Here is a 12,897-nt window from a genome sequence, read left to right as displayed (position 1 = left end):
TCACATTATTACTTAAAAATAAAATACTCTTCATGAGTATTCTTTAAATTTTTATAAATACTTTTGCATTTTCGAAGTCATTAAAACGCTTCCATCTCTTGTCACAATAATGCCTTCAATACCGTCAATGAGATTTAATAATTCAATATTTTTTTGTGACTGACCAAAACTACAAATTGTACTCCATACCTCGCCATCAATCCCATGATCAGATATGATTGTCACGCTAGCGATATCATTATCTACAGGATAACCTGTTGTTGAATCCAATATATGATGAAATAATTGATTTTCCTGTATGAAGTAGCGTTCGTAGATACCTGATGTGACAACTGATTGATGCGCTACGCTTAATGTAACGAGTGGTAGTGCATCCTTATGAAATGGATTACGTACACCTACATGCCATTTTTCTAATGTTTCGGGTTGTCTACCAATTGTTAAAACATTACCACCTAAATCGATAATGGCAGAAGATACACCATGAGATAAAAAGTATTGCTGTAATTGATCAGCAAAATAACCTTTAACTATGGCTCCTAAATCAATCTCCATTCCTGATTGTGTAAGAAATACTTCATGTGTTTTTGAATTTAGAACAAGATTTTCAGGATTCATACACAATAAAGCACGTTGTATATCCACTTCTTTAGGTTTCAATGCATCTTTAAAACCAATTTTCCATAATTTGACTAGTGGCCCTATCAAAATGTTCATCTTAAAATTAGAAGATAATGTAGTTTCATAACCATAACGTATCATGTTAAAGATTTCAGAACTAACCTTGACTGGTGCGATACCTGCATGTTGATTCACATTCATCAAATCTGATTTCGGATCATTAGCACTAAATTGTGATTCCCAAGCACGAATTTTTATTTCAGCTTCTTGAAGTAATGTATCCGGATGTTGATGTTCAATCGATAAACGTATCACCGTCCCCATTGCTTTAATCATTAGCGTTTTCACCTTTTGACTCCCCCTTTCCACCTATTCCACAACGCTAATATGTATATAAAAATTAAAATCTACTTTTAAATAAAAATGATTACTTTAATATCTACATTTACATTAACATAATTTCAAATATTTGGTTTTTGCTTATTTAAATGTTCACAATTATATCAAATATTAATCAAAGAATAAATTTTACTCTTTTAAATTATGCTTCTTTGAATCTTTTTAATAAAAAAAGAGTGGAACAGAATCCATACAGAATTCTTTATTCCACTCTCACAAAACTAACTAGAGTTGACAGCCTTTAACATTCCCAAGTAATCAACTCAGTCAAACGAAAATACTTCCACATCTGAACATATCATTTCTGTCAATGTTTCTTTGATGTCGTCTTTTTTATATTTTAAATAGATTTATTCATTTTGTAGGGCTTTTTCAATAGCTTTAATATTTTCTTTCATAAATGATTGGTAAGTATTGTTGTCATCATCTTGTTGTTTTGTGTGTGATCCCATATTGTAAAATTTAATTGTTTTAGCATTTGTCTCTTTTCTTACCGTATCTGCTACTTTATGAGATACATTTTCTTCTATTAAAATATTTTTCACTTTATCTTCTTTAATTTGTTTAACAATATTTGTTAAATCTTTTTGGCTTGGTTCTTCCGCATTCATATTTTCAATGCCTTCTTGTTCAAAATGATAGCGTTCAGCTAGATAACCTATAGAGTCGTGTGAAATATAAACAGTTTTATCTTCATTACCTTTCACAGCATGTTTCATATCTTTATCTAAGTCTTTTAACTCTTTAACTAGTTGGTTGTAATTCTTTTCATAATAAGATTTATGTTTGCTATCTTTCTCAATCAATTCATCTTTAATCGCTTTAGCAAATTTTTGACTTACTACAGGATCCAACCAAATGTGTGGGTCGTATTTTCCATGGTGATGATGTTCATGTTCGTGTTCATCTTCATGTGATTCACCATGTTCGTGACCTTCTCCGTGCTCATGTTCATGTTCTTCGCCTTTTAATAAATCTTTATTTTTATCTAAAGTCGATTCTAGTGATAGTGTTTTATCTTTATCATTTATAGCTTTAGCGATTTTCTTAGCTACGGGATCTAAGTTATCACCAGTATATAAGAATAAGTCTGATTTCCCAATATCTACCATTTGTTTTTGACTTGGATCATATGTATGTGGATCTACGCCTTTAGGGTAAACCGATTCAACATTTACATATTTACCACCAATTTGCTGTGCAAATGATTTAAGTGGATAGACTGTTGTCTTCACATCTAATTTTCCTTTATGATCAGATGACTGATTATGACTATCTTTACCGCAAGCAGCAAGTGCCAATGTTAGTACTGCTACAAAAAATAAAATTAAACCTTTTTTATACATGTGTACATCTCCTAAATCGAAATTGTTACGCTTTAATATTTACATTATTTTTTATTATTGTCAACGGTAATATTTAATCTCTAAAAAGTCTGAAAAAAGCAAAAGTTTTCTATTTGATACATTTATGCACAATATAATCACGCAGTTGCATAAACTACTATTACTTTTTCATTTGAAAAGTAATAGCATTATCGCTATACTTTTAAATCGTAATAATTACGTTTTACAGAAATAAATTCAGAAAGGATGTACTATCATGTCTCATCATCGCGTCATTATCATCGGCGCAGGCGCAGCTGGTGTGGGTATGGCAATCACTTTACAAGAATTCTATATTAAAGATGTTCTAATTGTGGAAAAGGGATCCATCGGTCATTCATTTAAACATTGGCCTCTATCAACAAAGACCATCACACCATCATTTACAACTAATGATTTTGGCATGCCAGATATGAATGCAATAGCTAAAGATACATCACCTGCCTTCACTTTCAATGAAGAACATTTATCTGGAAAACGTTATGCTGAATACCTCTCACTAGTAGCTACGCATTACAATCTAAATGTCAAAACAAATACCAATGTTTCACGTGTAACATACATAGATGGTATATATCATGTATCAACGGACTATGGCGTGTATACAGCAGATTATATATTTATAGCAACTGGAGACTATTCATTCCCATATCATCCTTTTTCATATAGACTTCATTACAGTGAAATTCAAACATTCACTCAATTAAAAGGTGATGCTTTTACAATCATTGGTGGTAATGAGAGTGCTTTTGATGCAGCCATAAACCTTAGTCAAACAGGCGCAAGAATATCAATATATACATCTAAAACTGGACTTAAAAAGGAAGTTGCAGACCCAAGTATAAGATTATCACCGTATACTCAACAGCGATTGCGTAACGCTATACAAGAGGGTGCATTAATCGAAATGCATGTTGGCTACCAGGCACGCAAAATAACATATCAAGATCATTCCTATAAGATACACTTTGATAATGGGCATATTGTTCACTCTCATACTGAACCGATTATCGCAACTGGATTTGATGTCACCCAAAATCCTTTAATAGAGCAACTATTTCAAATACGACAATCAGAAATTCAGTTAACAGAATTGGACGAATCTACAAAGTTTCCTAATGTATTTTTAATTGGTGCTACTGTACGTCATCAAAATGCTATCCTTTGTTACATATATAAATTCAGAGCACGTTTTGCAGTATTAGCTCATTTAGTAAGCCTACGCGAAGACTTACCTGAAGACACATCATTAATTCAGTCGTATCGTCAAAAAAATATGTATCTAGACGATTATCATTGTTGTGATGTGAATTGCACATGTTAACAGTAACATTTAATTTACGTGATGGAACGTTTTCTGATATCCCAGATGACGCACATGAGTTGATTATTGAAGACTATGACAAATTAACTCCCAGTCAGCAAACTTTATTAAAACGTTACATTATCAAACATCAATTAGATATTTCATTACAACATGCTATTCTTTCATCTCCACTCCATAGTTTAAATATGATTAAAAAGTTAGAGACTTTTGTTAAGGAGAGCAAAGCATACCATCCTCAATTTCACAATATTATTTGTGGATGGTGCTTTATTGTACTTATGTTTGCTTTACCCATCTACTTGTCTTATCACGTTTCAGACGGATTACAATACTACGTGTCACACTGGTTAACTAAACTATCCCAAATATCATTATTTCAAGAAAATAAGCTACAACATATTTTATTCGGTCATTATGGTGTCATTTCTTTAGGTACATATTCATTCGTCTGGGCGTTACCAGTTGTTTTCATGATTAGTTTATCTACAGCTCTTATAGATATAACTCATTTAAAGCATTATATCGTTTGGTCTATCGAACCTACGATGATGAGACTTGGTCTTCATGGATCAGATATCATACCCTTGTTAGAAGGATTTGGATGTAATGCTGCTGCCATTACTCAAGCTACACATCAATGTCATCGTTGTACAAAAGTACAATGTATGAGCTTGGTAAGTTTCGGAACTGCATGTAGTTATCAAATTGGTGCGACATTATCGATATTCAACGCAAGCCACCGCTCTTGGTTGTTTTTGCCATACATAGGCATGGTTTTCTTAGGAGGAATCATACATAACAAGCTGTGGTATAGTCACCGAACATCTATAACAACACCATCAGTTTTTCAACGACAACTCGTACGTTGGCCTAAACCAAACCTACTCTTAAAAGCAGCGTGGAAAAGTATTCAAATGTTTATTGTACAAGCCTTACCTATTTTTATAGGAATTTGCCTTATTGTAAGTCTATTGTCTCTTACGCCTATTTTGACTTTTATATCAAATGCATTCATACCTTTATTATGGCTACTAGATGTACCTACACAGCTTGCACCAGGTATTCTGTTTTCAATGATACGTAAGGATGGGATGTTGTTGTTTAATATGAATGGCGGTACTTTAATTCAAAGACTTTCCGCATTCCAATTATTGTTGCTAGTCTTTTTTAGTTCAACATTTACAGCATGTTCAGTAACAATGACTATGCTCATGCGTCGACTCGGTTCAATTCTAGGAATTAAAATGATAATGAAACAAATGGTATCGTCCACAATTTGCGTCACCATACTAGTCATAGCAATGTTAAGCATAACTAAAATTTCAGACTTAGGAGTGATGTTATGGAAATCATTATTATCGGTGGTTTTTTAGGAAGTGGCAAGACCTCAGCAATAAATCATTTAATCGCTGATGCACTTGAAAACAACTTAAATCCTGCTGTTATTATGAATGAATTTGGAAAAAGAAGTGTTGATGGCCAACTTATAGAACGTCCTGAAGTACCTATGAGTGAAATCACTGAAGGATGCATTTGTTGTGTGATGAAATCAGACGTATCACAACAACTACATGAACTATACTTAAAATATCAACCAGATATCATCTTTATTGAATGCAGTGGTGTAGCTGAACCACTAGCTGTCGTCGATGCATGCTTCACACCCGTACTTGCACCTTTTATCACTTTAAGGAGTATGGTGGGAATTATTGATGCAAGCATGTATTCACGAATTAAATCTTATCCACAAGACATTGCAGCTCTATTTTATGAACAACTTCGTCATTGTTCGACTTTATTTGTTAATAAAATAGATAAGATAGAGGTGGAAGAAACCGCCCGCTTGCTACGTCAACTCGAGCGTCTCAATAGCGATGCCAATATTCAAGTTGGTCAATTTGGAGAATTAAATTTAAAATCACTGCTAGAACCAACACATATAAATTCAAATGCATGTGGCACTTTGCATAGTAATATAAATCATCAATTCATTGAAAATCCTAGGCTACAAACAAAAGAAGAAATGATTAGTGCGTTAGATAACTTGCCTCAAGATGTTTACCGTGTCAAAGGGTTTGTTCGTTTTTCAGATCAGCAACACGTTTATTTAGTACAGTATGCACAAGGAAATATAGAATTATCTCCCATTCAACTTAAAGCTGATGTACCATTGTATCTCATTGTTATAGGAAAACATTTAAAACAAATACAACTTGATTTATAAAAGCACATCTCTCAATCATCAGTTTAACTTTATACATAAACAAACCTCTAAATGCCTTTTGTTCATTTAGAGGTTTTTGGTACTTATTTCTATTGTTCGTCTTTTATTAACGTTTGCGCTTTTGAACTGATTCCATGCTTACTTTTACTCATTATTTACATCACTTGGATTAAATTCCAAACTATCCGCAAAGTAGATGCTTTGTTCTTTGTTGTCGACAAAAGAAAACTCGATTTCTTTATAACCTATAGATGAACCTTTAAGATCACCATCCCCTTTTAATATTAGTTTAGGTGCCTTTTTTGTAGGGATATCATATTTCTTTCTTAACTGTTTCACATTGTCATCTTCATTACTTAATTGGTACTCTGCCGAATAACTTGGTACGTTTGGGTTATAAGACACATTTCCATTCTTGTAGTCTTTTAAATTTTTAAAATTCCCATATTGAGAGAAAAACTGAAAGTTTTTAATTTCATTTTTTAATGTTTCATCGTCGATAGGTTTAGTCGGTTCAATTTTATTGTTTTTTAGTTGAACAGGGTATTTTTTTCTTTATTATGAACTCTTCCTTTTTTATCTTCTGTGGTAATACTAGTATAAAAATGACCTGTCGTCTTTCTAGTATTTCTATTCATATATAAAACCATGCCTCTAGATTCCATCGCTTGACCTTTTTTCTGAATATTCATGACTGAATTAATAATCCATGTCCCTTTGTCTCTCTTTTCAAACTCTTCATCACGATAGCCTTCTTTATCGTATAAATCTTCTAAATTTTTAATTGGATACATACTTAATGTTTTGTGGAAACTTTCTTTAATCTCTGCTTCTTTATTATTTTCTTTATTCATAAATCCACATCCGCCAATAAAAAACGTTAATATTAAAATGCTTATGTAAGAAATGCACTTCCCATAATATTTCATCTTTTAACATCTCTCTATTATTATATACATTTATTAAATATACATTTTATTTATATATTTTTTTCGACGAAACAATCAAAAAACCTCATTAAATGTACCGTAATCATATATTTAATGAGGATGTTATCGTTCTTTTAATCACTACTTACGTGTGATACCATCTAACTCTTCGACTTTCAACATATTATTTATCATACTCATATAGAATTGACCTAATTCTTCTCCAGTTCGCTTATAATCAGTAGTATCTAAGCCGACTAAATCTAGATGATCCCAATCATATTGTACGGGTCTCACTTGCCAAATACCCTTGTCAGTTGCTAGGTTCATCATACCTACCTTCTTAAATGCTTCATCACTTGGATGTAGTGAAGAAGACACAGGTACTATGCCATCATTTACTCTAACATTTTTATTGTCATCTCCACCTATCACACGACTTGTTAAATCGAATAGCGGGAATTGTCTAATATTCGGTACTTCATTGCCTAATGGTCCAGTATGTGTTGCAGCACCTGTGTATGATGTATAGACGATATTAGGATTCAATGTCGTCATTTGGTTTAACTTTTCTGCTCCAGCAGTTGTTAAATCATTTACAGCCTGATCTTCAGTCTCCCAAACTTTACTATTCGCTATACGTTTTGCATATTCAGCATATGATTCATTAGGTTGCTGTTTGAAGCCCCATTGAGAAAAACCTAGTTCTAAATCGAGCGCTTTAGTTCCACCAATTTTTCCAATTCTATTAATTGTATCTTTGATAAATTTAGTCGACCCTAGTTTATCTGCAGCAGGTGTGCCATTATGAGGTGTTCCTAATGTAGTAATCGTAGACACCATGTTATCTTGTCCACCCTTAAACAAATCAGATACCGTACCACCATATTGACGTTGGTAGTCTATTTCTTCTTGATTTCCATTTCTTAAAAAATGTTCCATCAAGCGTATCGTTTGGCCACCCATACTATGTCCAACAAGATGTATCTTTTTACCTGGTTCCCAATCAGGCATGATGCCTTCATATGTTCTGCCATAACGCTTGTGACCATATTTTGCAGCATGTGCTGCACCATAATCTACTCGTCCACCTTTAATATAATAATACAGTTCAACAGCACGGTCATAATTGCTGCTAAATGCCCCTACATTGGCTTCGTGAACTCGGTAACCTAATTTTGTAAGTTCTTGTTTCACGTTATATTTAATACCACCCCAATAATTTGGGTACATGCTGAATGCATCTTCACCGACTAAACCTACAAATCCATGTACAAACACGACTGGATATTGATTTTTATATTGCGCTTGCGCAGTAAGTTGATTGATATGTTTAGTTTGTTTTGATTTCACAACGCGTGGTGAAGTTAATGATGTTTGCTTTTTTTGATTTGTTTTAACTGTTTTATCAGTTTTTGTGTTACCTATTTTGTGTACTTTAGAAGATGGTTGTTTTACTGTTTTATCTCTATCTTCTATAGACTGTGATTGTTTAGGTTGTGTTCCTTTTGAAGATGAGTCTTGAGTTTGATCAGATGGGTGTTGCTTTTTATCTGATGAATCTTGATCATTATTTTGATTTTGAGTATTAGGTTGATGTCCTGTTTGTGAGTGTTGATTATCTTTAAACTGTTGTTTGCCTTTATCATCTTGATTTTGGCCTTTTGGATATGTATCCTGACGTGAATTTGGGGTAACATGATTGTCTTTTGATTGTTGTTCCATTGAAGTTTGTTTTTGGTCATTTAATGGTGACGTTTGTGTTGAATCTTGTTGTATTTGATTACTCTTTTTTTGTACATTGCCATCAGATTGGTTCTCTTGATTAGTCTTTGATTGGCTAGCTGTGTCACCCTCTTGATTCAATTCGTATGATAAATGAGTTGTATCTTCTTTGTGTTCAACTTGTTCTGTTTGTTGTGACTGTTCGTTAAAATCTGATGATGATTGTGTCATTTCAGCAGCTTGAGCATGCTGACCACTGACAAATATTGTAATCCCAGTAATGATTGACACGACTCCCACCGTGTACTTCCTAATGCTAAATCTTCTTGTTTCATTATTATTTTTCAAAAAAATCACCTCTATAAGTTTTTTCCCCTATAAAAGATGAAAATATAACTGTTATGTATATATATATTAACATAAAAATATAAATTACTTTAGTTTATTTATTAAAACTTTGTAAACTTTACATTTTGAATTATTAAAAATAATCAATACTTACATATAATTATTATGTGTATACACAATATTAAAAATGATTGATAACATATTGAAAATGTTTTTCATTACACATGATGAAGAAGCATGAACACTTGATAATAATTAGAAGTGATAATTATAAACATTTGCTTCATAGTCGTGTTAAAAGTATAGACATCATGTCACTAAATCCATCCATTATTCCATTATAATTTATATCAATTTAATTTTGTTCAATTTATATTTTTAACGTATAAGTATTATAACTTAACGTTTAGGAAATAAATGAATTATATTTTAAAATAAATGTTATATTCGATGTGAAAGAGTTGCAAAAACTTTAGTAAAGGAGTACTTTTTATGAAGAAAAAATTAAGTTATATGATTACCATTATGCTTGCTTTTACGCTAAGTTTAGCACTTGGCCTATTTTTCAATAGTGCTCACGCCGACTCGTTACCACAAAAGAATGGTGCAAACCAAAAAACAACTAAAGTCACTGTCAGTAATAAAGACGTTCCAGATGCAGTTCGCAAACTTGCTGAAGAACAATATTTATCTCGTGTAGCTTTATTAGATAAAGCTTCCAACCACAAAGCAACATCGTATACACTTGGTGAACCTTTTAAAATTTATAAATTTAATAAGGAAAGCGACGGCAATTATTATTATCCAGTGCTCAATAAAAAAGGAGATGTCGTTTATGTAGTAACAATTTCTCCTAATCCTTCAAATTCTAAAGCTTCAAAACAGCAAAACAATTATTCCATTAATGTTTCTCCATTTCTTTCTAAAATATTAAACCAATATAAAAATCAAAAGATAACAATTTTGACTAATACAAAAGGATATTTTGCACTTACTGAAGATGGTAAAGTGACACTTGTGCTTAAAACGCCACGTAATAATGAAAAAACATATGAAAATGCCACTGAATCCACTAAACCTAAAGATTTAAATGATTTTAAACAAACTGCATCAGTAACAAAACCAACTTTAGAATATCAAAGTACACGAAATGAAATGTACGCAGAATATGTAAATCAATTAAAGAATTTCAGAATACGAGAAACACAAGGGTATAATAGTTGGTGTGCCGGCTATACCATGTCAGCACTACTCAATGCCACATATAATACAAATCGATATAATGCAGAATCAGTAATGAGATATTTACATCCTAATTTAAGAGGTCACGACTTCCAATTTACAGGACTAACATCTAACGAGATGCTTCGTTTTGGTAGATCACAAGGCAGAAATACTCAATATCTTAATAGAATGACTTCATATAATGAAGTAGACCAATTAACAACTAATAATCAAGGTATAGCTGTATTAGGTAAGCGTGTTGAATCAAGCGATGGTATTCACGCTGGACATGCCATGGCTGTGGCTGGTAATGCTAAAGTTAACAACGGACAAAAAGTCATTTTAATTTGGAACCCATGGGACAATGGTCTCATGACTCAAGATGCACATAGTAATATCATTCCAGTATCAAATGGCGATCACTATGAATGGTATGCATCAATTTATGGTTATTAATATAGAAAGGTGTGCTTATGCATAATTACAACAACATTAACATCGTAAGTGATGATTCAAAATATCAAGAAATTTGTTGGTTCCATACATTAGAAGGTATTTGGCACCCTGTAGAAGTAGAAACTTCACCATTAAATATTACATTTAATAAAGAGATAACACCTAATTACGTTTGTACGTTAATAAATGAAGATTCCAGAAAAATAATTTTAAGTAATGTAGACAATCCGAATATCATTATTGAAATGATTCTTATTAATTCAAAAAAATTGGTTTTTAATGCTATAAGTAAAGAAGGCTTAGGTACTTCGCCTAAAATCACGTTTACAAAATAATTTATACCCTGTAACTCTTTCATTAAAAAATAATATGATATAACTAAAAAGCTCCCAGTAAAGGTCACATTTTAAATGCTTTCTTTACTGGGAGTGTTTATTATTACTTATTTTTCTATGATTTCTTTAGGTACTGTTTCTAAAAAGGAAACATATTCATTTAAATTTATTCCTTCGTCTACGAAGATAATTCTTCCTCCGTGACGCGTACCTTTTTCTTTAATATTAAAGATTCTACGATATCCTAACTTAGGCGACGCAAAATATCCAGTCGTGTAATGCAAATCGTCTGATACACATAGTTCTGCTTTTACACCTTCAAATGCATTGATACAAGTTGCAAGTGCACGTGCATCTTTTACTCTTTCTGATATTTCTCCATTACATTTGCATGTTTTAAATGCTAATTGTGTTACCCTGATACCTCGTTGTTCAGTGCTATCAAGTCGTTGTCCGGTTTGTGCAGATAGAATAATGGCTCCAGTATAAGTAATATCATTTTTTATAAATTCTAACCCTTTGTTTAGCGCATATTCAGAAACACCTGTTTGTTTTGCTAATTGTGTTAAAGTATCGTTTAGATTTTCAACCACTGGTAATGCTACTAACGTTTGAATCGGTGCCTTAACCTTTTCAATTTTCAAATTTAAGAAATCTATATTTCCATTTTCATGATTAAAGGCTTTATTAAAATATTTTTTTAAATAATTTTCTAAATCCTCAAATTCACACATTGTTTCAGCACCGCTAATATGAATATCTTCGTGGCTTGCACGCATTTTTATACTATACATAGCTATCACCTTCATCGTATTGTTTCATTACATTGAAAAGTCGATCAATATCATCTGTGTCATGAAAATAGGATAATGAAATTCTTAATGTTGGCTGTGACACTGTTGGATACCTTAAATAACTGACAAATATACCATGTTCAAATAACATGTCGTATTGTGCTTGTGCTGAAGCCAAACTATCACAAACGATATTTTTGATAGGTGTATTAGATAATGGTTGATCGGGAAATAATTCCATGAATTGGTGATTAAAATATTCACTAAGTACATTCAACTTCTCTCGTCTGTATGTATCTTCAATCACATGTTGTAAGCTCACTTGAATAAAATACAAATGATAGCTAGGTAAACTACTCGAGTAGATAAGCGAACGACCTTTATTAATGATTAAATCTTTTATATCTTTTGAACTGAATATGACGCCACCATGGGCTCCCCACGCTTTAGATAAACTTGAAGTAACTATGTCAATGTCTGCATGATACTCAAAGAGATTTAATCCTAAACTATGAGATGCGTCAATAATTAAAATCGCATTGTAACGTTGCTTGAGATGTACTAGCCTATTAATATCTGCTTTAGTGCCATTAGTAGAAAACACACTATCAGAGACAATTACTTTTTGAACATCTGGATTGGTGTGCCGTGCTAAATGACTTTCCAGGTCATCATAGTTTAAATGTTGATAAATCACTTTTGATAAACCACTTAATTTAATACCGTCTATTATACTGGCATGATTCTGTTGATCCGAAAAAATAACAACATTATTATTTTTAAAAATATTAAATACCGCCAAATTCGCATCGTAACCACTATTAAAAATTAAGGCGTCTTCAAAATTAAAATGCTCGCTAATTGCCTGTTCTAATTGCTGATAAACGACTGAGTTGCCACTCACTAATCTAGAACTTGATAGATGGATACTATATGTCTTTATAAAATCTAAGAAATTTTGAGGTTGATATTCAAGTTGTCCTATACCGAGATAATCGTTCGAAGTAAAATTAATATAAGATTGGTCATTGATATAAATATATTGTTTTTCTACGGACTGAATCGGCTGAAGCTCTCTATATAAAACTTTATCTTGAATCTGTTTTAACTGTGCTTTAATGTCCATAAAT

At 32.2% G+C, this 12,897-nt stretch carries 10 protein-coding genes and 1 pseudogene; 5 read left to right on the top strand and 6 right to left on the bottom strand.

Features of this window, described 5'->3' with window-relative positions; genetic code table 11:
- Positions 1 to 51: 51 nt before the first annotated feature.
- Entirely contained in the window at positions 52 to 957 is a 906-nt protein-coding gene (locus tag FNL83_RS00800; protein WP_002456311.1) for an FAD:protein FMN transferase, read from the bottom strand.
- Positions 958 to 1,370: 413 nt separating this feature from the next.
- Entirely contained in the window at positions 1,371 to 2,366 is a 996-nt protein-coding gene (locus tag FNL83_RS00795; RefSeq protein WP_002437720.1) for a metal ABC transporter solute-binding protein, Zn/Mn family, read from the bottom strand.
- A 256-nt stretch (positions 2,367 to 2,622) separates the two neighbouring features.
- Here FNL83_RS00795 and FNL83_RS00790 point away from each other — a divergent pair, with 256 nt between their 5' ends.
- Genes FNL83_RS00790 through FNL83_RS00780 form a run of 3 tightly spaced genes read left to right on the top strand, consistent with a single transcriptional unit; the run spans position 2,623 to position 5,956 of the window.
- Entirely contained in the window at positions 2,623 to 3,729 is a 1,107-nt protein-coding gene (locus FNL83_RS00790) for an NAD(P)/FAD-dependent oxidoreductase (protein ID WP_002437717.1), read from the top strand.
- Complete coding sequence (locus tag FNL83_RS00785; RefSeq protein WP_002437716.1) at positions 3,723 to 5,105, top strand: nucleoside recognition domain-containing protein; 1,383 nt, start codon at positions 3,723 to 3,725, stop codon at positions 5,103 to 5,105. Before FNL83_RS00790 ends, FNL83_RS00785 begins: the two co-directional genes overlap by 7 nt.
- Positions 5,075 to 5,956 (top strand): CobW family GTP-binding protein, encoded by an 882-nt coding sequence (locus FNL83_RS00780; RefSeq protein WP_002437714.1) that lies wholly within the window; start codon positions 5,075 to 5,077, stop codon positions 5,954 to 5,956. Before FNL83_RS00785 ends, FNL83_RS00780 begins: the two co-directional genes overlap by 31 nt.
- A 144-nt stretch (positions 5,957 to 6,100) precedes the next feature.
- Here the strand turns inward: FNL83_RS00780 and FNL83_RS00775 are convergent.
- Together FNL83_RS00775 and gehD are read right to left on the bottom strand one after the other, a co-directional pair.
- Positions 6,101 to 6,885, bottom strand: a pseudogene (locus FNL83_RS00775) (tandem-type lipoprotein).
- A gap of 141 nt (positions 6,886 to 7,026) precedes the next feature.
- Positions 7,027 to 8,958, bottom strand: coding sequence for a YSIRK domain-containing triacylglycerol lipase GehD (gene gehD / locus FNL83_RS00770; protein WP_025987120.1), 1,932 nt, complete (start codon positions 8,956 to 8,958; stop codon positions 7,027 to 7,029).
- A gap of 492 nt (positions 8,959 to 9,450) precedes the next feature.
- Between gehD and FNL83_RS00765 the strand changes: the two genes are divergently transcribed.
- The gene (locus tag FNL83_RS00765) at positions 9,451 to 10,638 is read left to right on the top strand and encodes a cysteine protease staphopain (protein ID WP_002437704.1); all 1,188 of its coding nucleotides are present in this window, start codon (positions 9,451 to 9,453) and stop codon (positions 10,636 to 10,638) included.
- Positions 10,639 to 10,655: 17 nt separating this feature from the next.
- Positions 10,656 to 10,973 (top strand): staphostatin A, encoded by a 318-nt coding sequence (locus tag FNL83_RS00760; protein ID WP_001830557.1) that lies wholly within the window; start codon positions 10,656 to 10,658, stop codon positions 10,971 to 10,973.
- A 107-nt stretch (positions 10,974 to 11,080) separates the two neighbouring features.
- On the opposite strand, the gene FNL83_RS00755 is transcribed toward FNL83_RS00760, so the two are convergent.
- Together FNL83_RS00755 and FNL83_RS00750 are read right to left on the bottom strand one after the other, a co-directional pair.
- Positions 11,081 to 11,767 carry a 6-carboxyhexanoate--CoA ligase gene (locus FNL83_RS00755; protein WP_002484649.1) on the bottom strand — a complete coding sequence of 229 codons (687 nt, stop codon included), beginning with the start codon at positions 11,765 to 11,767 and terminating at the stop codon, positions 11,081 to 11,083.
- Entirely contained in the window at positions 11,760 to 12,893 is a 1,134-nt protein-coding gene (locus FNL83_RS00750) for an aminotransferase class I/II-fold pyridoxal phosphate-dependent enzyme (RefSeq protein ID WP_002437695.1), read from the bottom strand. The genes FNL83_RS00755 and FNL83_RS00750 overlap by 8 nt, the downstream gene beginning before the upstream one ends.
- Positions 12,894 to 12,897 lie beyond the last annotated feature (4 nt).

This window comes from Staphylococcus epidermidis (assembly GCF_006742205.1).
In the GTDB taxonomy this organism is placed as follows: Bacteria; Bacillota; Bacilli; order Staphylococcales; family Staphylococcaceae; genus Staphylococcus; species Staphylococcus epidermidis.
This window is presented reverse-complemented; position numbering and strand designations above follow the sequence as displayed.